Below are 23076 nucleotides of genomic sequence, written 5' to 3' on the forward strand. Positions count from 1 at the left end.
GCTCCTGAGGTAGCTTGGGTGTCAGTGGAGAAAATCTGGCACTCGTGATCAGGTATCACCTCCGCGCGGCGGGTTATGCCACGCTGCGCGGTATAGGCATCAAAGAGGTTATCGATGCTCAGGACTAGTCCTCGTTTTTCAGTTGCTCGCGCAGCTGCTGGAAGTACTCGCGTGCAGCCTGGGGCTGCGCGGTGGAGTGCTGGCCCTGCTGCGGGTGCGGCTCTGCCTGCTGGTTCTCGGAGCGTTGCTGCTCAGCGCGCTGGGAGGCAGCGATGGCTTCGCGCTTAGCGCGTTCGGCCTGACGCTTAGATTCGCGCTCGATTTCCTCGGCACGGGAAGGCTTCTTAGGCTGCGGGCGACGGCGTTGCGACGGCTCCTCGGCGGAGTCGAGGGCACGGTTGGCCATGAGCACATCGCGCATGCCGCTGAAAAGATCGCCCATCCCCTGCGGGTTAGAGGGCATATAAAGAACGGACGCCTGGCCATTGTGGGAAACGTCGACCATAGCGTCGAGGTACTGGGAGACCAGCATGAGGGCTTCGGGGGATTCTTCCACGCCGGCGTCGCGAAGCATCTCGTACTGCTGGGCAATGCCCTCGACGATTTCCTTACGCTGGTCGGCAACGCCGCGACCCTGCAGCTTCTTCGCCTCGGCTGCGCCTTCGGCCTCCTTCACCACGCGGATCTTCTCAGCCTCCGCCTGGGCGACGGCCGCCTCGCGCTCGCGCTGCGCTGCGTTAATGGAGTTCATGGACTCGCGCACGCGGGAGTCAGGGCGGATATCGGTGACCAAGGTATTGACAAAGTTCCAGCCATACTCGGCCATATTGTCGCGCAGGGAGGCCGCAACATTGCGGGCGATGGTGTCCTTGGAGGAGAAGGAATCATCTAGGTTCATATTCGCTACGGAGGAACGAACATTGTCCTGGACGTAGGCCACAATCTGCTGCTCGTGATTGGAGAGCATGTAGTACGCTTCGCGCTCGCGGCCCTGGACTACCTCGTACTGCACGGCAACAGGGATTTGCACGAAGACATTATCCTTCGTCTTGGTCTCCACCATCACGTCCAGCTGGCGCACCTGCAGCGAAATCTTATCGCGTACACGGTCTATCCACGGCATCTTAAAGTGCAGGCCAGCATGCGCCACCTTTTGGAATTTGCCCAAGCGCTCCAGAATGGCAGCTTCGCGAGTACGAACGATGAAATAACCATCGAAGAGCGTTCCCAAGATAATCAGCAGGATAAGGACTATTACTATGGTGGCAATCATTGAGTCTCCCTAAAAGTCGTGATGATCACTAATATTTTCGCATAGGAAATAGCGAAATGCTAGTGATCGTCGATAAGCGAAAAGAGCTTCCCCAAGATGGTCGCACCATCCTCGCGGATGCCGTTGTGCTGGAATTCATTGTTAATCCACGGCCGCAGATCTCCCAGGTGCGCGGCCGTAGCCAAGGACTCCTCGAGCGGGACGAAAATATCATCGACGTAGATGGCCGCGGCCGTAGACGGCACCTCGCCCAACGCGTAGGGCGGGGAGAATTCGTGGCGGGCGAGGTCATGGGCGGCGTCGGCAAACGCGTGCAAGGCCGGGTCCTCGTTGAACTGCCAGGGGAAAATGTGCTCGCCGGTCAGCCAGGTACCCGCCTCTGCAAACTCCGGAAATTCCTCGCGCACGCGGTGCGCCGCCCAGTTCGTAGCGGCCTGGCCACCGGCGCCGCCATAAATCGACTCATGTATTGCGGCGTACAACGGAGCGTCCGCAAAGCTCACGCGCTGGCCGACGTCCGCCAGGAAATCACCCCGCAACCGCTTCTCCCCCGCCACGGTGCGGAAAGGCTCTTCCAGCAGATAGGCCAGCGAATCAAAGCCGGTGCCGCGGCCGAGCTCGATGCCGATGGTACGAAAGCGCAGCGCGGACAGGCGCTCGCCAGTTGGAAGCCTCTCATCTGAATTGTCCAGGTGGGAAATGATCTCCTCGATACGGCCCTGTGCCCACGGGAATTCGCGGTAGAAACGCTGCTGGCGGGCCTTAAGCTTGCTAAAGGTAGCGCGATAGAGCTCGTCCGCCCCCTTCAACGTGGGGATGCCGCCGGTGAAGAAAGCATGCTCGACGCGCTCGGGCGCCTGGGATAGGTAGGCGGTGATGCAAAAGCCGCCGAAGGATTGGCCAAACAGCGACCACTTCTCGAGTCCGAGGTGCTCGCGCAGGCGCTCGGCATCGCGGACGATATTGTCCTGGCGCAGCAACGCCAGGTGCTTGGCTGTGCGCTCAGCCGCCGGGCTAAGCGCATCAATGCGGTGCGAGCGGCCGGTGCCGCGCTGATCCATGAGGATCACCCGGTAGCGCTCTAGCGCCTTGCCAATCAGCCCCGTAGGCGCCAATGGCCGAGGCGCCGGGAAACCGGGACCGCCCTGCAGGTAGAGCAATGCGGGCAGGTCCTCTCCGCCGGGCGGGATTATTTCGCGGGCGTAGAGCCCAAAAGTCCCGTGGGGATTGGAATAATCCCACGGGACTTCTAGGTGGTGCTCTTTAATTGTGTGGCCGAAGCGGCGATAGGAGGTCATGTCCTCCCAGGCTAGTAGACTTCCAAGCCCTTCGAGCGGAAGACGTCGCGGATTCTCTCCACATCCTCCGGCTTTGGTGGCTTCGTGTCAGCTAGCTGGTAGTTCATGCCCAAGCTATCCCACTTGTCCTTGCCCATATTGTGGAAAGGCAGGACCTCAACGCGCTCAACGATGGATTTCCAACGCGCCACGATATTGGCCACATTTTCCACGTTCTCTGGCGAGTCCGTGAGGTCTGGCACCACCACGAAGCGGATCCACACCGGTTTGCCTATCTTGTTCAGCCTGTCGCCGAAGTCCAGCGTGGGCTGGAGTTCGCGCTGAGTGACCTTCCGATAGGTTTCCTCGTCGCCCGACTTGACGTCGAGAAGCACGAGGTCGATATTATCCAGGTCCTCGTCACGCAAACGCGCACCGAGATAACCGGCAGTATCGATGGTGGTGTGGATGCCCGCATCGTGAACTTCCTTGAGCACGCGGCGCGTGAAAGAAAGTTGGAAGAGGGGTTCACCACCGGAGATGGTGAGACCGCCACCGGAAGCGTTGAAGATTGGCTTATAACGCTTAATGCGCTTGACCACATCCTCGACCCGCTCTAGCGTGCCGGTCTTCATCTCCCAGGTGTCTGGGTTATGGCAATACTGGCAGCGCAGTGGGCAGCCGGACATGAACATCGTCATGCGGGTACCCGGGCCATCGACGGCGGTCACGAGCTCCCAAGAGTGCACGAGGGCAATATCGCCGGTACGGCGCGCCTCCATGAGTTCGGGGCGGGTAATGTCATCGAATTGAACGTCGTTTCCCAGGCCCGCGGCCGCGCCGCGGACTCGCTCTCCCTCTTCAGGAGAGAGGGTAACGACACCAGTAACGCCATCAGCCATGATTAGGAACCCTGGTGGAAGGTGCGGGAGATAACGTCGAGCTGCTGCTCCTTGGTCAGCTTAACGAAGTTGACTGCGTAGCCAGAGACGCGAACGGTCAGGTTCGGGTACTTCTCTGGGTGCTCAACGGCATCTTCCAGGGTGGACTTGTCCAGCACGTTGATGTTTGCGTGGTACAGACCAGAGTTCATCTGGTGTGCATCGCGGTTTGCCTTCATTGCTGACATGCGGTCTTCGAAAGTTGGGGTTGCCATGATTTTCTCCTTTTCGGGATGGTTGAGGGTTGGTGGTTTTTACTTCTCCATGATGAAGCCGGCATCCAGAACGCCCACCAAGTTATTGATGCGCTCTTCTGGGGTGCGGCCCAATCCGGAAGGAGTAATGGTGTTGGTCAGCGAGATGCCGTCCAAGGCGTCCTTGTAATCCAGCTTGCCGACGGACAGCATGGAAGCAACCATGCCGTGGCTGTCAGCACCGTTTTCAGGGTTAGCGCCTGGGGAGAACGGCGTGCCGGCCTTGTGGCCCGACGGGAAGGCGCCTGTTGCCTTGCCGTAGACCACGTTCGAGGTAATGGTCAGCACGGACTGGGTTGGGATGGCGTTGCGGTACATCGGGATGGCCTTAATCTTTTCCATCACGGTGTGGACAATGGTAGCGGCGATATCATCGGCGCGGTCATCATCGTTGCCGTAGAACGGGAACTCACCTTCGGTAATGTAGTCCGTAATCAGACCGGTCTCGTCGCGTACCGGGGTGACCTTGGCGTACTTGATAGCAGCCAGGGAGTCGGCAACGATGGACAGGCCGGCGATGCCGCAGCCCATGGAGCGGACGATATTGGAATCGTGCAGCGCCATCTCGACTGCCTCATAGGCGTACTTGTCGTGGGAGTAGTGGATGATGTTGAGGGCCTCAACGTAGGTGCCAACAACCCAGTCCAGCATCTCCTCGTACTTCTGCCAGACCTCATCGAAGTCCAGCGGGCCGTCGCCCTTGATGGGCTCGTAGCCTTCGACAACCTGCTTGCCGGATACCTCATCGCGGCCACCGTTAATGGCGTAGAGCAGTGCCTTTGCGGCGTTCACACGAGCGCCGAAGAACTGCATCTGCTTGCCAACTTCCATCGGGGAAACGCAGCAAGCAATTGCGGCGTCGTCGCCCCACTGCTCACGAATCTGGCGGTCAGACTCGTACTGGATGGAGGAGGTCTCAATGGAGATGTGGGCGCAGAATTCCTTGTAGCCCTCTGGCAGCTTCGGATCCCAGAAAATGGTGATGTTTGGCTCAGGTGATGGACCAAGGTTCACCAGGGTCTGCAGCAGACGGAAGGAGGTCTTGGTGACCATGTGGCGGCCGTCATTGCCAAAGCCAGCGTCGGACCAGGTTGCCCAGTACGGGTCGCCGGAGAAAATCTGATCGTAGTCGATGGTGCGCAGGAAGCGAACGATACGCAGCTTGAGAACCAGGGAGTCGATGATTTCCTGGGCGTCTTCCTCAGTGATGATGCCTGCGGCAAGGTCGCGCTCGAAGTAGCAATCGAAGAAGGCGGACAGGCGGCCGATGGACATTGCGGCGCCATCCTGGGACTTAATGGAAGCCAGGTAGCCGAAGTAGGTCCACTGCACTGCCTCGTGAGCGGTCTTAGCCGGCTGGGAGATGTCGAATCCGTAGGACTCGGCCATCTTCTTGAGCTTCTTCAGGGCCTTGATCTGCTCGGAGTGCTCCTCGCGGTAGCGTGCCCAGTGCTCAGAGAAGCCAGCATCTGCGACAGAATCGCGGGAAGCCTGCTTTTCCTCGATCAGGTAATCCACACCGTAAAGTGCAACACGACGGTAGTCGCCGATGATGCGGCCACGGCCGTAAGCATCCGGCAGGCCGGTGATGATGTGTGATGAACGAGCAGCGCGGATGCGCGGGGTGTAGATATCGAAGACCGCATCGTTGTGGGTCTTGCGGTAACGGGTGAAGATCTTCTCCACCTCAGGATCTACTTCCTTGCCCGCTTCGCCGATAGCCTGCTTGACCATGCGCCAGCCACCGAATGGCATCATGGCGCGCTTCAGCGGGGTATCAGTCTGCAGGCCGACGATGACGTCGTCGTCCTCTGAGATGTAGCCGGCCGGGAAAGCGTCAATGTCTGACGGAGTGTGGGTGTCGACGTCGTAAACGCGCTTTTCGCGCTCGACGGACAGGTAGTTCTTTTCCAGGGTCTCCCAGACCCGCTTGGTCTTTTCGGTCGGGCCCGCCAGGAAGCTGGAGTCGCCGTCATACGGCGTGTAGTTGCGCTGGATGAAGTCGCGGACGTTGATGCCCTCGGTCCACGGACCGGACTCAAATCCCTTCCAAGCTTCAAACTGTTGAGGCTGCGTTGCGGTAGTCATAATTCCCTTCTTTCGGGCGAATTTCTAGCAGGGGATAAATGCCGCTTTCTTCGAGCCACAGCACCAAGCCCCTCTGGCCTCAATTGTTGACCAATTCCCTGGTAATAACAAGTCTCGCAAACGTTTGAAAGCCAAGTAATAAACCGGTCGTGTTGTTTAGCTGGTTAGTGATTTCATGCAGTACGCACGTACGTCTTTTATCGGGGGTGAACTAGCCCCGAACGTGTCCCTCATCACCCTAAGATTTTGGCCCCTACCTGCACGAACCTCTACTGTTAATCCCGTTCAGCTTCGCTTCCGCACAAAGGAGGACTTCGTGGCTTCGCAGCCCAAGCATCCAGTAGATATCGTCCCACCCGCCCCCAAACTAGCTGCCTTGGGTTTACAGCATGTGCTGGCGTTTTATGCCGGCGCAGTCATCGTCCCGCTGCTTATTGCCGGCTCGCTCAATCTGGATGCGGAAACCACCATCCACCTCATTAATGCGGATCTGTTGACCTGTGGCATAGCGACGATCATTCAATCCCTGGGCGTCGGCAAGCGCATTGGCGTGCGCCTGCCCATTGTGCAGGGCGTGACTACAACGGCCGTCTCCCCGATTATTGCCATTGGCTTGGGCGCGACCGACGGCGCGGGCGGGGTGGCCTCGCTGCCAACCATTTATGGCGCTATTATTGTCGCCGGCCTTTTTACCTTCTTTGCGGCGCCGGTCTTTGGCAAGGTGCTGCGCTTCTTCCCACCGGTGGTCACCGGTTCGGTCCTACTGGTCATGGGTACGTCGCTACTTGGGGTGTCGGCCAATGACTTTGTCAATTACGCCGAGGGCGTGCCGGCCACCCGCGACTTACTCTATGGCTTTGGCACGCTCGCAGTCATCATTTTGGTGCAGCGTTTTTCCTCCGGCTTCCTGGGTACCCTGGCCGTGCTCATCGGCCTAGTCTTAGGCACTGGCGTGGCGCTCGTGCTTGGCGACGCCTCCTTTGACGAGGTCTCCTCCGCCCCCGCCCTCGGCATTACTACCCCGTTCTACTTCGGTATGCCGAAGTTTGACCTGGTAGCGATTTTCTCGCTCATCATCGTCATGATCATCACCATGGTGGAGACCACCGGTGACGTCTTTGCCACCGGTGAGATTGTAAAAAAGCGCATCCGCCGCGATGATGTCGTGCGTGCCATTCGCGCCGATGGTCTGTCCACCCTGGTGGGCGGCGTGATGAACTCCTTCCCCTATACCTGCTTTGCCCAAAACGTTGGCCTGGTGCGCCTGACCAGCGTGAAGTCGCGCTGGGTGGCCGTTGCCGCCGCCGGGTTCATGATGGTGCTGGGCATTTTGCCTAAGGCCGGCGCGGTCGTGGCCTCCATCCCCTCCCCCGTTCTCGGCGGCGCCTCCCTGGCACTTTTTGCCAACGTGGCGTGGGTGGGCCTGCAGACCATCGCCAAGGCCGATCTTTCCGATGGCCGCAACTCCGTCATCGTCACCTCCGCGCTGGGGCTGGCTATGTTGGTGACCTTCAAACCGGATATCGCCACCGCCTTCCCGGAGTGGGCGCAAACCTTCGTCTCTTCTGGCATGTCCATCGGCGCCATTACCGCCATCGTGCTCAACCTTTTGTTCTTCCACACAGGGGGCAAGCAGGGAACGCAGGTGTCTCGGGCCGTCGGCAAGAGCGTGAGCTTGCAGCAGCTCAATGCCGCCTCCCGCGAGGAATTCGTCTCCGTGCTGCGCCCTCTGTTTAATAACGAGACTTGGCCGCTGGAGCTGGCGTGGGAGTCGCGGCCCTTCGGCGATGTTAATGAACTGCGCGCGGCCATTCAGGTGGCCGTGCTGACCGCGGATGATTCCCGCCGCGCCGCCCTCATCCACGATTACCCGGCCATGGATGAGCTGCTGCTTGCCGACGCCGACGAGGCTGCCACCATCTCCGCTGACCGCGGCTCCCTCGGTCTGACCGACTTGGATGATGTACAGACCGAGCGCATCACCGAGCTTTCCGCCGCCTACCGCGAGCGCTTTGATATGCCGTTTGTGGCCTATTTGGATACCAATGACACCGTCGACCGCGTCATTGATGCCGGCGTGCGCCGCCTGGCCAACTCCCCGGAGCAGGAGTACCGCACCGCGCTGGGCGAAATCGTAGAAATTGCCAACGACCGCTTCGATATCCTGCTGGCCGATGCCAACCCGGTCCGCTCCTCGTGGGACCGCAAGTTCACCGAGGTGGACTAGTTAGCGAAAGGAAAAGTCCACCTCGGCCTCTGGGTCCACGCCGGAAATAATGCCGGTGTAGAACTGCTTGGCCTGGGATTGGAGGACATCGCGATTATCGGCGATGTCCTCTTTCTTTTTGTCCTCATTGAGGATTTTGGTGATGGTTTCCGCCTTATCGATATCCGGGGTAATCCAGCTCAGCGCGCCGTTGTCCTCCACCGCGGTTTCGAAATTCTCATCCGAGTGCCCGATGAAAATGAACTCCGGGATCTCCACGCGGAAGTGGTGCGGGGATTCTTCTTCCACTCGCACCTGGGAACCTTCGATGCCGAGCTTCGCGCGGTAGGAGTACTTGATGTACTGGGTGCGCTCGCTGCCCGGGACCTGCCAATTCCACAGCTTGCTGGTGGCGGATTCCTCCGATAGGCCCTCGATACCCAGCGAGACGAGCACCACCTGCTCTTCGCGCTCCACGGCCTTGATGACCTTGGTATTACTCGATTCGGTCTCCACCTCCACCGGTTCCCGCACCTGCCAAATGAACACCGCGGCGGCAGCCACGGTGGCAATGAGAATGACGGCAACAAGGGTGGATAGCAGCTTTTTCATGATGACCATCATAGGGCGGATATGAAGTGGGGGTACGCGAAAGCGCCGCCGACCATGAGGACCGACGGCGCCGATTGTGTGATGCTCACGGTCGCTGCCCAACACGGGCCTTCAAGAAACACCTCCGGACCTACGAGTATTAAATCTCTCAAAATCCATCGCCCCGAACCCACGTTGCCACAAAGGCCGCCATAGAATCAGCTTCTCGTCACTCGGCAAATGCGGGGAAACAGAGGGTAGGCTTAAAATTCCCACCTACCGAGGGCGGACGAGCATTAGGACACACGCTTAACATGAATTAGCAAGTGCTTTACGTTCAAATCGGCACCTTAGCCAGATTGTTCCCCGTGCCATTGCGAGCCATTCGAAGTTTCTAACACACCGAGAGCTAGTGCCTTCGCTTCTCGGGCGGATTCGCGATCGGGATGCAAGCCGTGCTCGGCGATCGCCCCCTCGAGTATGAGGAAGAGGTGGTCGGCCGTCGACTGAGCATCGAGCTGCGGTGCATCTTCGCTAACGAGAGTTTCCAAGCGCTTACGAACGCAGCGCTTGTGCTCATGTACAACCTTCATGGCGGGATGGTTTCGCGGCAGCTCTGCAGCCGCGTTTAGGAATGCACAACCCCGAGACGAATCAGCCACATCCTCGAAATATGAGTCGAACAGAGCACCGGTCCTTGGGGGTGCCGAGACCGCTAGACGCTGATCGAATCGTGACAGCCATCGTTGGTGCCGTTGCAAGAGATACGCCTCGATCACAGCATCCTTGGAGTCGAAGCGGTCGTAGAGAGTGCGCTTAGTGACCCCTGCCGCAGCAGCAATTGCCTCGACACCGACAGCATGAATGCTGCATTCGTAGAACAACTTCTCAGCCGCATCGATAATCTTCTGGGCTGCGGGGGTTCGCGCACGACCGCGGTCCGGATCCATGCCTTATCCCTCCTTCTGCGTTGACTCCAGCTCCTAGTATAGCTAAGGTCGTGCGCATATTTACCGATCGGTGAAGTTTCAAATCGTAGAACTCGCCAGGCAGAGGGAGTAACTGATGGTGTCGTCGAACGAAGCATGGAAGATGCAGGACCGTTCCTTGGACTTCTCACGGCGGCGTGCGGGATCGCTCATCGCAGCCGGTGCGTGCCTAATTGGCGTGTGCTATGGCTTTGCACGTTTTGCATACGGCCTGTTCCTGCCTGCTTTCCGTCAGACATTCGATCTCAATGCCGCGACCGCTGGGGTAATCGCTTCGAGTAGTTATCTCGCGTACTGCATAGGTATCGTCGCGGCAACGATTGCAGCGCCCCGTGTCGGCGCACGGATCGTCGCTGCTGCCGCAGCGGCACTGGCGGCGTCAGGCTGTGCGATCATCACATTCGCACCTACGACGATGATGCTAGCTATGGGAGTTGCCGTCGCAGGCACCAGCACAGGAGCAGCTTCTCCTCCGATAGCTCAAGCCATCTCTATGCACTTACCCCCGACTTGGCAGAGCCGAGCCCAAACCCTCACCAACGCCGGCACGGGAGTGGGCGTGTTGGTCGCTGGGCCCGTGGCTCTCTTAGCACAGGAGCAATGGCGCATGGCTTGGGCCGGCTTCGCATTGGCATGCGCAGTCGTTGGAATTTGGATCATAATCGTCATCCCCCGCGAGACTACGCAATCCACCTCCACTCAGCCCCGAAGCTATACGCGGGCTCGGACTCCTAACGGCACAGTCCGGATGCTCGCCGCTTCATTCTGGTTGGGTGTAGCCAGCGCGGCGGGATGGACCTTCGGACAAGACTTCATTCAGGCCACCGGAGGACACGAAGAAGCAGTCACTAAAGGAGCCTGGATTGCTCTAGGTGCGTGTGGCCTACTCGGAGCCGCAGCAGGCGATGCCATCGAAAGATCATCACTGCGAATCTCTTGGCGGGTCCTCATGCTCGGCTTCGCCGCGGTGCTCGGCATCTGGGCCTTGCTGGTAGATTCCGTCCTTGTTGCAATAGCCGCCTCAGCAGCTTTCGGTGCACTTTATATCGCCCTCACGGGAGTGTTGCTCGTATGGGGCACTCGACTATACCGAAAACGTCCCGCAGTAGGTGTGGGCCGAGCTTTTCTCGCCATCGCTGCCGGACAGACCGTTGCGTCATGGACCCTTGGCCTCGTTTCAGACGCTGCAGGGATGGAGGCTGCCTTCATCGCCGCCGCCATCATTGCGGCGCTGGGCGCCCTGTTCTCACCGCCAGCAGAGGACATCGCCTGAATCAGAGCTCGCGCAATCCACGAACTAGTTCAAATAGGCATATCCCAACCAGACAGTTTCTGAAACGCAAAGAAATGAACCTCTATCTGTTCTCTAAAACAAGTTTTTATCAACACATAGGTATTGTCACACTCTCAAGGCAATACGAAACAGAGTGTGGCTAATGTTAGCTAAAATGAGCTACACAAGTGATAGCCCTAAAGGCCAAATACAAACAATCCCATCCGAGGCGTAAAAGAAAACGTTAGCTACAAGGCCATTGAGCGCTGCAGTGGAATTTAAAAGTTCATCCTCAAAACAGCGCAAGAAGTGACTTGCACCTTAAATCACTTCAGGCACAATTTTCTACCGAAAAAGACCGGAAAAGAAAGAAACCGGAGGTAACACCCTCTTTCAAGTTCGTTACTTCCGGCAGCGCAGTATGTTCAACTGCTCTTGGTGCGCCCGGTGAGACTTGAACTCACACGTCATAAGACACTAGAACCTAAATCTAGCGCGTCTGCCAATTCCGCCACGGGCGCGGGGGACTTGCCATAGTGTACACGGCACGCCGTCAATCCAGAAACCAGGGGTGTTCTGTTTTCCGGCCGCTGGTGGGTAGGGTGGATCGCGTGAGCACTCAAGAGGAAAAGAAGATCAAGCGCGTGCAGGTGCGGTGGTGGCACATCCTCCTCATCGCGTTTTTCGTCGTGCTCTTCCTATTCCTGGCCTATTGGCAATGGACGCGCTTCCGCTCCGGCTCGGGCACCTTCCAAAACTTGGGCTATGCCTTCCAGTGGCCACTGTTCGCCGTATTCGTGGTCTACGCCTATCGCACCACGCTGCGCTATGAAAACGAGCGCCTCGCGGCCGAGGAAGAAGCCCGCGACATGGATAGCACCGTCACTGAGGCCCCGGCTGAATCCCCCGCTCAGCCGCAGGCGGAAACCAAAATCGATGATGATTTCCTGCCCCAGCGGCCGCAGATAGATGTGGAAACGTTTAACGCCATGAATACCCCGCGCCGCCGGCGCGGCGAGAATGAAGAAAGCTGATTATGACCAATAAAGTTCACCCCGCCCGCCAAGCCCGCATCCGCGGACCTTTGAAGTTTTTCTCCATCGCGGCCACCGTGACCGGTGTCTTCCTGATTATCCTGGTCATCCGCATGGTCTGCCAGTACCTCATCGGCATGGAGATCCCAGAATGGGCCACCTATATCGCGATCGTGCACGGCATCGCGTACATGACCTACCTGCTGTCCATCCTCATCCTCGGCCCGCGCGCGCTGTGGCCGGTGGGCAAGCTCTTTACCACCGCCCTTGCCGGCGTGGTGCCCTTCCTGTCCTTCTGGATGGAGCACAAGCGCCGCAAGGAGATTAAGGAGGAGTTCCAGCTTTAGGAACTGCGAACCAGCTCCGCGATGGCGGGGACTAGTTGACTTAGAGCGCGGCCGCGATGCGAGACCGCGTTCTTTTCTTCTGGGGACATCTCCGCAGCCGACCGGGACTCGCCTTCTGGCTGAAAGAGCGGATCATAGCCAAAGCCGTTGTCCCCGCGCGGCTCGCGCAGGAAGCGGCCTTCCCAGCGGCCCTCGGCCACGTGCTCGGTGCCATCGGGAGTCACGAGCGCGCAGACGGAGACGAAAGCGGCGGCGCGGCGCTCATCGGGGACATCGGCCATCTGCGCCAAGACCAGGTCATTATTGGCCTGGTCATTGCCGTGCTGGCCGGACCAGCGGGCGGAAAGCACGCCGGGCATGCCGTTGAGCTCTTCGATAGCCAGGCCAGAATCATCCGCGACGGTAGCAAAGCCGGTCGCAGCCGCGCCGGCGCGGGCCTTGATAAGCGCGTTATCGGCAAAGGTGCGGCCGTCTTCTACCGGCTCCGGGTAAGGCTCCACTGCGGATAGCGGGCGTAGCTCGACGCCCTCGATGCCGGCGTCGGCCAGGATGCGCTCCAGCTCCGCGAGCTTCTTCGGGTTATTGGACGCGACGAGAATTACCACCCCAGCGCCGCCTTCTGTGCGGCGATGAGCTCGCGGCAGCCCTTCTGGGCTACGTCTAGCATCTCGTTGAGCTCTTCGCGGCCAAAGAGTCCGTGCTCGCCGGTGCCCTGGATTTCCACGAAGTCCCCGGATTCCTGCATCACCACGTTGAGGTCGACCTCGGCGCGGGAGTCTTCCTCATAAGGCAGGTCGAGGCAGATTTCGCCATCAATGATGCCTACCGAGACCGCAGCGATGGGATCGAGCAGTGGCTCGCCGGGGACGACGCCCTCGGCCTTGAGGTGTGCGATGGCGTCGGCAAGCGCAACATAGGCGCCGGTGATAGACGCCGTGCGGGTGCCGCCATCGGCCTGGAGAACGTCGCAGTCGAGCTGGATGGTGTTCTCACCCAGCTCCTCCAAGTCCACCGCAGCGCGCAGGGAGCGGCCGACGAGGCGGGAAATCTCATGGGTGCGGCCCTTGACCTTGCCCTTCATGGATTCGCGCGGCATGCGGTCGTGGGTGGCAGAAGGCAGCATGGCGTACTCGGCGGTAAGCCAGCCTTCGCCCGAATCACGCTTGAAGCGCGGCACGCCGTATTCCACGGATGCGGTGCACATGACGCGGGTATTGCCAAACTCCACCAGCACCGAGCCGGCCGGGTTGGTGGTGAAATTGCGGGTAATGCGGACGCTGCGCATCTGGTCGAGCGCGCGCCCATCGGCACGAGTAAATTCAGTCATGCCGTCCAGCGTATCTTAGAACTCCATCCCCGCGGCGCCGAGGACAATCTCGCCGTCGAATTCGGAGCGGGCTGCCTCCAAAGTAGCTTGCGCATCGCCCCACGGCTGAATGTGGATGAGCACCAGCTTGCTCACACCCGCCTCGCGCGCCGCCCTACCGGCTTCCGCGCCCGACATGTGCATGTCCGGCGCCTTGCCCTCAGAGGTCTCGCCCCAGGCCGCCTCACAGAGGAAGATATCGGCGCCGCGGGCGGCTTCGACAAGCGCGGGCGTATACGAAGAGTCACCGGAATAGGTAATAGTCTGGCCCGTCTTCGTGTGCTCCACGCGCAAGGCATAGGCCTCTACCGGGTGGTTTACCGGGAAGGGGGTGATATAGACATCGTCCACGAGCTGGCGCTCGCCCGGCTCCCAGGCGCTAAAGGCGAAGGTATCGGACATGTCATCGATGCCATCGACCTCATCGGAGGACAGGCGGCCCAGGTGCGTGGGCGTAGCCTTCGGCCCGAAGCACATATTGCGCGAAGCCGCAGGAGCCGTGGGATGGAAGCGGCGCCACACCATCAGGGAGGGAAAATCCAGGCAGTGATCGGCATGCAAATGGCTAAAGGCCACGTGCGCATCACAAGGGTCCTGCTGCTGTTCCAGCTGCGCCAAGGTGCCAGGGCCCATATCGAGGACGATGGACGGCGCATTATCAAAGGACAGCAAGTAGCCGGAGGCGGGATTTTGGGCGGTGGGGACGCTACCGGAGCAGCCTAGGATGGTCAGCTTCATGGGCTCAATAGTTCCATGAAATCGCCCCGCATGCGTACTCAACGTGCAAACGGGGGAGAAATTATTCCTACTTAAACAATCTGCGGGCCGAGAAAGCGTGTGGCAAGGCGGGCAAAAGCCTCCGGATCGCCGGTAGATTCAAAAGTGTGGACCGGCTGATTATCCGCAGGCGCCAACATATCTGTCTCGGTGAGAATTCGCATGACGTCCTTGGTGGTCTCCTCCGAGGAGGTCACCAAAGAAACATTATCGCCCATCGCCAGCTGGATAATGCCGGTCAACAGCGGATAGTGCGTGCAGCCCAACACCAGCGTGTCTACCCCTTGTGCCTGCAGCGGGGCCAGGTAGCCCTCGGCCACGCCGAGGATTTGGCGGCCGGCGGTAATGCCGCGCTCGACAAAGGGAACAAAATCCGGGCAGGCGGTGGCAAAGGCCTGCACCTTGGGGTTGAGCGCAAAGAGATCCTGATAGGCGCCAGACTTGATGGTGCCCTCAGTGCCGATGACGCCGATTTTTCCGTTGCGCGTGGTGGACATGGCCCGGCGCACCGCGGGCCGGATGACTTCCACGATGGGGATATCGTAGCGCTCGCGCGCATCGTGCAAGAAGGCGGCAGTTGCGGTATTGCAGGCAATCACCAGCATCTTGCAGCCACGCTCCACGAGCTTATCGGCTACGTCCTGGGAAAAGGCGCGCACCTCGGAGATAGGCCGCGGGCCATAAGGACTGTGGGCGGTATCGCCGGTATAGATGACGGATTCGTGCGGCAGCTGTTCCATCACCGCGCGGGCCACGGTAAGGCCACCCACGCCGGAATCAAAGATGCCGATGGGAGAGGTCGCAGTTGGCATTAGCGCTTCACTGCCTTAACCGGGTCGTCCGAGGTAATGGTCATGCCGGCCAAAATGCCGCCGATGGCGCCGAAGAGGTGGCCCTGCCAGCTCACGCCCTCGTAGACGGGCAACACGCCCCACACCAAGCCGGAGTAGGCGAAGCCGAGCACGATGCCCAAGATGGTCTGGATGAGCGAACGGTTAAAAATTCCGCGCACAATCAGATACGCCAACCAGCCATAGACCAAGCTGGAAGCACCGATATGCGAGGTACCGGGTCCGCCGATGAACCAGGTTCCAAGGCCCGCCACCAGCGTGGTAATCAGCGTGACCTCCCACCAGGCTTTGCGGCCGGACAGACCGATGAGGAAGCAGAAGATAGCGCCGGGCACCGAATTGGATATGAGGTGCTCAAAGTTCGCGTGGAGCAGCGGGGCGGTAACAATGCCCCAGATTCCATTGAAGTCCAGCGGGCGAATGCCGTAATTAGAAAGCTGGCCGCCGAACAGGAAGGCGTTGATGATGTGGACCGCCCATTCCACCACGAGGAAGCCAAAGGCTATGGAAAAGCCGGTGGTGATGCGGCCGCTGCGGGTGTAGTTCTTGGAATCGCCGCGATTGACCTGGCCCGCGGGCGCCGGCCGGAAGTTAGATGTTCCACCTGAAGTCATAATGCGCCTTATCTTAGTCCAGCAGATCGCGGTACGCGCTCAAGCCTAGGCCGGGGTTGGCGGCGGTGACCGCGTTGACGATGGCTTCTTCCACGGCGTCGGCGGCAGCGGCGCACAGCTGGGTGACCACCTGCGTGCTCAGTTCGGCTGGGCGCTTGGCGGTGGACAGAACAAAGATCGTGTCCCCATCCAGCGGCGAATGCGCAGGACGCACCGCACGGGCGATGCCGTCGTGGGCAGTCATGGCCAGGCGCTGGGCTTGGGCGGTGGTAACGGGGGCGTCGGTAAGCACGGCGCCGATGGTGGTATTGAGCTTGGACTCCGCAGGGTGCGGCAAGGCGCGGTAGGCGGCAGCATTGACCGCGGTGCGCCCCGGCGCGCCGTACAGGCGGCCGGACTGCGGCTCGATGACCTCGCCCACAGGGTTGGCAACCATCGCGGCGCTGACCTCGTAGTCACCCACCCGGCGCGTGGCCAGCCCGAAGCCGCCTCGTAGTTTGCCAGCAGTGGCTCCTACTCCGGCTCCCACCGAACCCATGGATTCATCGTTGTCCGCAAGGGCAGCTCGCAACGCGGCCGCGCCTTCTTCCGGCCCGGGGCGGGAAGGCCCGACCAAAAGGTCAAAAATGACTGCGCCGGGAACGATGGGCACGCGCGGCCCAGGCTTATCCTCACCAAAGACGGGAAAGCCGATCCCCCTCTCTGCCAGCTCATTCATCACGCCGTCGGCAGCGGCCAGGCCAAAAGCAGAACCGCCTGCTAACACCACGGCGTGGACGCGCTCGACCGTATTATACGGCTGTAAAAGATCCGTTTCGCGGGTGCCTGGGCCGCCGCCGCGCACATCGACGCTGCCGAGCGCTCCGCCAGGCCCGCAGTAGAGCACCGTGACTCCGGTATCGGTGCCGCTATAGTGCCCGATGCTCATGCCGTCCAGCATTAGTCCATCAGCACCTGCAGCAGCGAATCTTGACAGAACGCCAGCCATTCCACGAGGCTGTCGCGGTCAGACATCAGGTTGTTATCGGCCACATCGCCCGCCGCGACAAAGAGGCGGAGGTCGTTGAGGCCAGCGACGAAGGCCTGGGCCTCTTGCTCGTTGATGGTGACCTCTACCCCACCGGTAGGTCCGAGGGCAGAGCCAATTACCTGCAGGTTTTCCAGCTTGGCGCGCGCAATGTCGTTTTCATGCAGGGAGCGCAGCAATGATGCATCGCCTTCATATTCCTCATCGCCGGGCATTTCAAAGTCCGGGAAGAGACGTGCCAGCGAGGGATCGTCCGGGGCTTCGGTGTGGCCGGTAGGCATGTCCAGCATTTCCGCCAGCTCGTCCTTGGGCGCGGACTGGGCGCGCTTAATGATCGCCTCGGAGACGGTGGCGGTGAGATCGCCCAGTACCTCGCGTTCCATTGGTTCGAATACGGCCGTGATTTTCGGCGCGCGCATGAGGGACTTCTTTTTCTTCCACGGTTGCATCGATTTAACCTGCCTGCTGCATCGTTGCCCACAGACCGGCGATCTGGAGCTTTTTCACGTCCGCTTCAATCTTGTCGCGCTCGCCGCTGGACACGGCGGCCTTGCCCTCGGTGTGGACCTGCATCATGAGTTCATTGGCTCGCTTCTTGTCATAGCCCAACACGGTTTGGAATACATAGGACACGTAGCTCATCAAGTTGACGGGGTCATCCCACACGATGCACATCCACGGCAGGTTCTCGCTCGTGGCTACGTCTACGTCGAGTTCTTCATCCAATTCGGGCGTAGCCATCGGAGAGCTCATCCGGACTACAGGAAATTGCGCCTTCATGCCCTCTAGCCTAACCATATTTGGGAATCTATTGTGGGCCCGCGCAATCTGGCTTCGCACATTCCGGCGCCAAAGAATCTAAACCCCTGAAAACCACCTAGTCAGTGGGTATTATCACTCCCGTGAATGACAAAGCTATCCCTAATGATCGCTCTACTGCACTGCTCACGGATAAATATGAGCTAACGATGCTCCAGGCCGCGCTGCGCGATGGCTCGGCAAACCGCCAGGTCACCTGCGAGGTATTCAGCCGCCGCCTGCCCAATGAGCGCCGCTATGGCGTCGTTGCAGGCACCGAGCGCGTCCTGCGCGCAGTGGAGGATTTCCGCTTTTCGGCCAATCAGTTAGCGGAGATGGACTTCCTGGATGAGCAGACTAAGGAGTACCTGCGCCACTACCGCTTCTCCGGGCAGATTGACGGTTACCGCGAGGGCGAGCTTTATTTCCCCAACTCCCCCATCCTGACGGTGCGCGGCACCTTTGGGGAGTGCTTGGTTTTGGAGACCGTCATCTTGTCCATCATGAACGCCGATTCCGCGGTGGCTTCGGCCGCTTCCCGCATGGTCACGGCGGCCGACGGCCGGCCCATCATCGAGATGGGATCGCGCCGCACCCACGAGTATGCGGCGGTAACCGCCGCCCGCGCGGCCTACCTGGCCGGGTTCGATGCCACCTCCAACCTGGAGGCAGGCTACCGCTACGGCATTCCGGTCTCCGGCACTGCCGCCCACTCCTGGACCTTGGCGCATACCAACCCGGATGGCACCCCGAACGAAGAGGCCGCCTTCCGCTCCCAGATCGACACCCTTGGCGTAGACACCACTCTGTTGGTCGATACCTATGACATCACAAAGGGCGTCGAGACCGCAGTGAAGGTAGGTGGCCCGCAGCTAGGTGGGGTCCGCATCGATTCCGGTGACCTTGGTGCGGTTACCCGCCGCGTACGCAAGCAGCTCGATGATTTGGGCAATCACAACACCAATATCGTGGTCTCCTCCGACCTCGACGAGTTCGCCATTGCCGGCCTGCGCGGCGATCCGGTAGACGTCTACGGCGTCGGCACGTCCGTAGTGACCGGCTCCGGTGCGCCCACCGCCGGCATGGTCTACAAGGTCGTAGAGGTAGACGGCATCCCGGTGGCAAAGCGCTCTTCCTCCAAGCAATCCGTCGGCGGTGCCAAGCGGGCGCTGCGCACCTACCGTTCCTCCGGCGTCGCCGTCGAGGAAATCGTCTACCCCTTTGAGGCACCGGCGCCGGATACCGGCCAGCTCGATACCCGCGAGATGACCATTCCGCTCATGCGCGATGGCCACATCGTCGACGGACTGCCGGATCTGCATGCCTCCCGCGAGTATCTGGATCAGGCCCGCAAGACCCTGCCATGGGAAGGCCTGGCACTCTCCCGCGATGAAGCGGCCGTGCCCACGCGGATGGTGGGCTTTAAAAAGTAGGCCGCTAGACTGTGTGGGGTGAGTGAGCACGCAGATGAGCCCCTAAACCTCGACACGGAAACGCTGCTGGGCAAGGCCGTTGACGCGCTGGGCGGCAGCCGGCGCGAAGGCCAGGTGCGCATGGCCACCGCCGTCTCGGCTGCGCTCGAAAAGGAGCGCCACCTGGCAGTGCAGGCCGGTACCGGTACCGGTAAATCCCTGGCCTACTTGGTCCCGGCTATCCGGCATGCGATGAACTCGGGGTCCACCGTCATCGTCTCTACCGCTACCCTAGCCTTGCAGCGCCAGCTGGTGGAGCGCGATCTGCCGCGGCTTACTGAGGCGCTCGCCCCTGTAATGGAGCGTACGCCCACCTTCGCCATCATGAAGGGACGCAATAACTACCTGTGCATGAATAAGATTGCGGCTACCCCAGATGACCCGGAAGCACTTATCGACGAATCCGAAATATCCCACCGCGGCAAGGCCGTGCGCCGTATCCACGAGTGGGCGCAGGAAACTGACACTGGTGACCGCGGTGATCTAGAGCCGGGCGTGCCGGACGTGGTGTGGCGGGCGGTATCGGTAACCTCCAACGAGTGCTTGGGCGCTTCGCGCTGCCCGCACGGGCCGGATTGCTTTGCGGAAGAGGCTCGCAGGGCGGCTGCCGACGTCGACATCGTGGTCACCAACCACGCCATGCTCGCCATCGACGCGGTTTCTGAGGCAAATATCTTGCCTGAGCACGACGTCGCCATTATCGATGAGGCCCACGAGCTCGACGGCCGCATCACCTCCGTTTCTACCGCGGAGATTACTACCCGCGCCATCAAGATGGCCGCCAACCGCGCGAAGTCGCTGGGTAATGCCGGCAACCTCTCGGACTTGGCCGAGGAATTCGATGACCTGATGAAAATCCAAGAGCCAGGCCGTTGGACCGACTTAGATGAAACCTCACAGGGCCACCTGCGCGCGCTTGCCGACGAATTCCTGCGCGTTAAGTCCCTCATTTCTCGCGCACCAGAAGGCGAAGCCACCGACGACCCGGAGAAAAACGCCGAGCGCCAAAACTTGAGCAACCACCTCTCCGACCTCGCGCAGGCCGTGGCGCGCATGCTGGAGGTTTTCGCCACCGATGACCCGGCCAAGCAAGACGACGTCGTCTGGCTCGAGCGCGATCCGCGCAGCGACGCCGAGACCCTCGCCGTGGCTCCCCTATCCATCGCCCACATGCTGCGCGAGAACCTCTTTGGGGAGCAAACGGTGGTGTTGACCTCGGCCACCCTCGCCCTCGGTGGACGCTTCGATGCCATGGCCGCCCAGTGGGGCATGCCGAGCGGCACCTACGACACCTTGGACGCGGGCACGCCTTTCGACCCAGCCAAATCCGGCATCCTGTACACCGCCAAGCACCTGCCCGCGCCGGGCCGCGATGGCCTGCCCAAAGAAACCATCGATGAGATCTATGAGCTCATTATGGCCGCCGGCGGGCGCACGCTTGGCCTGTTCTCCTCCCGCCGCGCGGCAGAAGAGGCGGCTACCGCCCTCAAGCCGCGCATCCCCTTTGACCTTTTCGTGCAAGGCGAGGATTCCATCGGCGCACTGGTAGAGAAGTTCTCCCAGAAGGAAAACTCCTGCCTCTTCGGCACGCTTACCCTGTGGCAAGGCGTGGACGTGCCGGGGCCGGCGTGCTCGCTGGTCATCATCGACCGCATTCCGTTCCCCCGGCCGGACGATCCCCTGATGCAGGCGCGCGCCCAAGCGGCCGATGCGGCGGGCCGCTCCGGATTCATGGAGGTCTCCGCCAACCACGCCGCCTTGCTCATGGCACAGGGCGCAGGCCGCCTGCTGCGCCACGTGACCGACCGCGGCGTGGTGGCCGTGCTCGATAACCGCTTGGAGTATAAGCGCTACGGCAGCTTCCTCAAGGCCTCCATGCCACGCTTTTGGCAGACCACCGACGCGGATACGGTGCGCGGCGCGCTTAAGCGATTGGTCGCCGCAGGGCGCACACGGTAGCCGAGTCCGGCGCAATCTCCGTGAACCCGGCGTCCACGATCACCACGGCGCCGTCCTGCGCGCAGGCCGTGCGAAAATCTTCGCCAGACACCTCGCGCACCGAAAGCTTAAAACCGGTGTCGGCCCAAGCACGAGCCTCCTCCTCCGACATCGCCGCGGCGAGCATCATCGAACCGTGGCCCACCTGCGCTGCGGCCTTGCCCGCAGACATGTCGAGGCTACGGTCGACGTAGATGACGGGGGCGTCGCCAAGCGGGGCTCCTGGCTCATCATAGGCAAGGTCAGTGTGGCCGATTTGCAGCTTGCCAATGAGCGGATCCACCTCCCCCACGGCCGAAGGTGCAAAGGCCCGGGCACGGCCCGCCACGGTCACGCCGGGCAGGTTCTGCACATCGCGCCAAGCCTTATTTCGCGCCCGGCGGGCGATCTTGCGGATGCGGTGTCCATACCACTGGCCCAGGGCGTGGGCGAAGGCCCCATCCTCCCCCGCGCGCTCATCCAAGCACGCGGCCACGACGGCGCTAGCGGCTGCCTCCAGCACTTCCGTGCGCGCCGGCGGCTCCTGCTTGGGCAGGTTAAGCGCAATCTGCATCGCTTGGATAGTGGCGGGCTCGTCTGGGTTTTCTGGGTCATCGCGCCACGAACGCGCATCACAGGCTTCTACCAAGCGCTGGTGAGCGATTTCAAACTTATCCACGTACAACCTCCTCGGCTGGGATTCCCAAAATCTGTAGTACCTCATCCAGCCGCCGGTGATTTACCGAAGTATCCGCCACTTCTTGCAGCGCCGGCTTAGCGTTAAAGGCGATGCCTAACCCCGCGGCGGTAATCATATCGATGTCATTGGCACCGTCGCCCACGGCGACCGTCTGACGCATGCCCACTCCGGAATCCGCGGCAAACTCCCGCAGGAATTCCTCCTTGGCCTTGCGATCAACCACCTTGCCGGTTACGCGGCCGGTGAGCTTGCCATCGGCGACCTCCAAGGTATTGGCGCGGACATAGTCTAAGTGCATTTCCGCGGCTAGGCCCTCTAGAACTTGGATGAACCCACCGGAGACCACAGCGGTGCGATAACCGATGTGGTTGAGCGTGGCAATGGTCTCGCGGGCACCGGGGGTCAGCTGAATCTCGCGGGCTACCTCATCAATGATGGAAGCATCCAGGCCGGCCAAAACAGCCACGCGCTCGCGCAGGGACTCCTCAAAATCCAATTCGCCGCGCATAGCCCGGGCCGTGACAGCGGCAACCTCTTGCTCCTTGCCGGCGTGCGCGGCCAGCATCTCGATGACCTCGCCTTGAATGAGGGTGCTGTCGCAGTCGAAGCAGACGAGGCGCTTGGAGCGCCGGCCCAGACCCGCCGGCTCGATGGCAATATCGATGCCAATCTGCTGTGCGAGCTCTGCCAGCGCCTGGCGTACAGGTGCCGCGGAACCATCAAGGGACAAGGAAAGCTCCAGCCCGGTCAGCGGAGAAGTGGAAAGCCCGCGGATGCGATCGATATTGGCATCAAAGTTAGCCAATACGCGGGCGACCTCCTCTACGTGGTGAGCGGTTACTTCCGTTCCCATGAGGACCACCGCATGCGTGGAGCGAGCTCGTGCGTTAGATTCCTCCTCCCGCAAGTCCATGGATACCTGCTGCCCGTAGATGCTCAAGGTATTGCGCAAACCTTGTTCAATCTGCTCGGCGCGCGTACGGGGAATGCGGGTATGGGCAGCGAGGGTGATGCGGCCGGAAAAGATGGCCTGTTCGACGTCGACAAGCGCGGCGCTATAAGACGCCAACACGCGGAAAAAGGCCGCCGAGACCCCGGGCTTGTCCGGCCCAGTAGTGGTAATGACGGCATAGGTATCAGCTTGGGTACTCACGCCGCCCATTATCGCACGTAGGGCAAATAAGATACGCCAAAGCCGCCTCCCACGGCCTTTGGCGGGCT

At 60.7% G+C, this 23076-nt stretch carries 21 protein-coding genes, 1 tRNA gene and 1 pseudogene; 6 read left to right on the forward strand and 17 right to left on the reverse strand.

Features of this window, described 5'->3' with window-relative positions:
- Nucleotides 1-124: 124 nt before the first annotated feature.
- From MHY22_RS05320 to pflB, 4 genes and pseudogenes are all read right to left on the reverse strand, one after another.
- A complete protein-coding gene (locus MHY22_RS05320) occupies nucleotides 125-1273 on the reverse strand; it encodes an SPFH domain-containing protein (RefSeq protein ID WP_239278379.1) in 1149 nt (382 codons plus the stop codon).
- A gap of 59 nt (nucleotides 1274-1332) precedes the next feature.
- A complete protein-coding gene (locus MHY22_RS05325; protein WP_239278381.1) occupies nucleotides 1333-2571 on the reverse strand; it encodes an alpha/beta fold hydrolase in 1239 nt (412 codons plus the stop codon).
- Between the two features lie 11 nt (nucleotides 2572-2582).
- On the reverse strand, nucleotides 2583-3452 hold the full coding sequence (gene pflA, locus MHY22_RS05330) for a pyruvate formate-lyase-activating protein (RefSeq protein ID WP_239278382.1): 870 nt from the start codon (nucleotides 3450-3452) through the stop codon (nucleotides 2583-2585).
- A 2-nt stretch (nucleotides 3453-3454) separates the two neighbouring features.
- Nucleotides 3455-5833, reverse strand: a pseudogene (gene pflB, locus MHY22_RS05335) (formate C-acetyltransferase).
- 316 nt (nucleotides 5834-6149) lie between these two features.
- On the opposite strand from pflB, the gene MHY22_RS05340 reads away from it, so the two are divergent.
- Entirely contained in the window at nucleotides 6150-8060 is a 1911-nt protein-coding gene (locus tag MHY22_RS05340; protein WP_239278384.1) for a solute carrier family 23 protein, read from the forward strand.
- Here the strand turns inward: MHY22_RS05340 and MHY22_RS05345 are convergent, their stop codons facing one another.
- Both MHY22_RS05345 and MHY22_RS05350 read right to left on the reverse strand, forming a co-directional pair.
- Nucleotides 8061-8651, reverse strand: a complete 591-nt coding sequence (locus tag MHY22_RS05345) for a hypothetical protein (RefSeq protein ID WP_239278386.1) — start codon at nucleotides 8649-8651, stop codon at nucleotides 8061-8063. It abuts the gene before it with no gap.
- A gap of 329 nt (nucleotides 8652-8980) precedes the next feature.
- Nucleotides 8981-9580 carry a TetR/AcrR family transcriptional regulator gene (locus tag MHY22_RS05350; RefSeq protein WP_239278388.1) on the reverse strand — a complete coding sequence of 200 codons (600 nt, stop codon included), beginning with the start codon at nucleotides 9578-9580 and terminating at the stop codon, nucleotides 8981-8983.
- 142 nt (nucleotides 9581-9722) lie between these two features.
- On the opposite strand from MHY22_RS05350, the gene MHY22_RS05355 reads away from it, so the two are divergent.
- Nucleotides 9723-10892, forward strand: a complete 1170-nt coding sequence (locus MHY22_RS05355; protein WP_239278432.1) for a YbfB/YjiJ family MFS transporter — start codon at nucleotides 9723-9725, stop codon at nucleotides 10890-10892.
- Between the two features lie 436 nt (nucleotides 10893-11328).
- On the opposite strand, the gene MHY22_RS05360 is transcribed toward MHY22_RS05355, so the two are convergent.
- Nucleotides 11329-11413, reverse strand: a tRNA-Leu gene (locus MHY22_RS05360).
- Nucleotides 11414-11503: 90 nt separating this feature from the next.
- Between MHY22_RS05360 and MHY22_RS05365 the strand changes: the two genes are divergently transcribed.
- Nucleotides 11504-11926, forward strand: coding sequence for a hypothetical protein (locus MHY22_RS05365; protein ID WP_239278390.1), 423 nt, complete (start codon nucleotides 11504-11506; stop codon nucleotides 11924-11926).
- 2 nt (nucleotides 11927-11928) lie between these two features.
- Nucleotides 11929-12273, forward strand: coding sequence for a DUF3817 domain-containing protein (locus MHY22_RS05370; RefSeq protein WP_204611086.1), 345 nt, complete (start codon nucleotides 11929-11931; stop codon nucleotides 12271-12273).
- Here the strand turns inward: MHY22_RS05370 and rdgB are convergent.
- The 8 genes from rdgB to clpS form a co-directional block, all read right to left on the reverse strand.
- Nucleotides 12270-12878: an RdgB/HAM1 family non-canonical purine NTP pyrophosphatase gene (gene rdgB / locus MHY22_RS05375; protein ID WP_005327300.1), complete on the reverse strand. Its 609-nt coding sequence runs from the start codon at nucleotides 12876-12878 to the stop codon at nucleotides 12270-12272. The genes MHY22_RS05370 and rdgB overlap by 4 nt on opposite strands.
- Nucleotides 12872-13600 (reverse strand): ribonuclease PH, encoded by a 729-nt coding sequence (gene rph / locus MHY22_RS05380; protein ID WP_005323955.1) that lies wholly within the window; start codon nucleotides 13598-13600, stop codon nucleotides 12872-12874. The genes rdgB and rph overlap by 7 nt, the downstream gene beginning before the upstream one ends.
- Nucleotides 13601-13615: 15 nt before the next feature.
- Complete coding sequence (locus MHY22_RS05385; RefSeq protein WP_239194593.1) at nucleotides 13616-14377, reverse strand: MBL fold metallo-hydrolase; 762 nt, start codon at nucleotides 14375-14377, stop codon at nucleotides 13616-13618.
- A gap of 71 nt (nucleotides 14378-14448) precedes the next feature.
- Nucleotides 14449-15228, reverse strand: coding sequence for a glutamate racemase (gene murI / locus MHY22_RS05390; protein WP_239278392.1), 780 nt, complete (start codon nucleotides 15226-15228; stop codon nucleotides 14449-14451).
- Complete coding sequence (locus MHY22_RS05395; RefSeq protein ID WP_239278394.1) at nucleotides 15228-15881, reverse strand: rhomboid family intramembrane serine protease; 654 nt, start codon at nucleotides 15879-15881, stop codon at nucleotides 15228-15230. Before MHY22_RS05395 ends, murI begins: the two co-directional genes overlap by 1 nt.
- A 13-nt stretch (nucleotides 15882-15894) precedes the next feature.
- Nucleotides 15895-16821, reverse strand: coding sequence for a P1 family peptidase (locus tag MHY22_RS05400; protein ID WP_239278396.1), 927 nt, complete (start codon nucleotides 16819-16821; stop codon nucleotides 15895-15897).
- Complete coding sequence (locus MHY22_RS05405; protein WP_005327313.1) at nucleotides 16821-17357, reverse strand: DUF2017 domain-containing protein; 537 nt, start codon at nucleotides 17355-17357, stop codon at nucleotides 16821-16823. Before MHY22_RS05405 ends, MHY22_RS05400 begins: the two co-directional genes overlap by 1 nt.
- 4 nt (nucleotides 17358-17361) lie before the next feature.
- The gene (gene clpS, locus MHY22_RS05410) at nucleotides 17362-17688 is read right to left on the reverse strand and encodes an ATP-dependent Clp protease adapter ClpS (RefSeq protein ID WP_005323948.1); all 327 of its coding nucleotides are present in this window, start codon (nucleotides 17686-17688) and stop codon (nucleotides 17362-17364) included.
- 122 nt (nucleotides 17689-17810) lie between these two features.
- Here clpS and MHY22_RS05415 point away from each other — a divergent pair, with 122 nt between their 5' ends.
- Both MHY22_RS05415 and MHY22_RS05420 read left to right on the forward strand, forming a co-directional pair.
- On the forward strand, nucleotides 17811-19139 hold the full coding sequence (locus tag MHY22_RS05415) for a nicotinate phosphoribosyltransferase (protein ID WP_370658833.1): 1329 nt from the start codon (nucleotides 17811-17813) through the stop codon (nucleotides 19137-19139).
- Between the two features lie 18 nt (nucleotides 19140-19157).
- Nucleotides 19158-21137, forward strand: a complete 1980-nt coding sequence (locus tag MHY22_RS05420) for an ATP-dependent DNA helicase (RefSeq protein WP_239278398.1) — start codon at nucleotides 19158-19160, stop codon at nucleotides 21135-21137.
- Here the strand turns inward: MHY22_RS05420 and MHY22_RS05425 are convergent.
- Both MHY22_RS05425 and serB read right to left on the reverse strand, forming a co-directional pair.
- A complete protein-coding gene (locus MHY22_RS05425) occupies nucleotides 21103-21834 on the reverse strand; it encodes an aminoacyl-tRNA hydrolase (protein ID WP_239278399.1) in 732 nt (243 codons plus the stop codon). The two genes, MHY22_RS05420 and MHY22_RS05425, sit on opposite strands and share 35 nt — an antisense overlap.
- On the reverse strand, nucleotides 21827-23017 hold the full coding sequence (serB, locus tag MHY22_RS05430; RefSeq protein WP_239278401.1) for a phosphoserine phosphatase SerB: 1191 nt from the start codon (nucleotides 23015-23017) through the stop codon (nucleotides 21827-21829). The genes MHY22_RS05425 and serB overlap by 8 nt, the downstream gene beginning before the upstream one ends.
- Nucleotides 23018-23076 lie beyond the last annotated feature (59 nt).

The organism is Corynebacterium sp. ACRPO (assembly GCF_022347205.1).
Taxonomy (GTDB): Bacteria; Actinomycetota; Actinomycetes; order Mycobacteriales; family Mycobacteriaceae; genus Corynebacterium.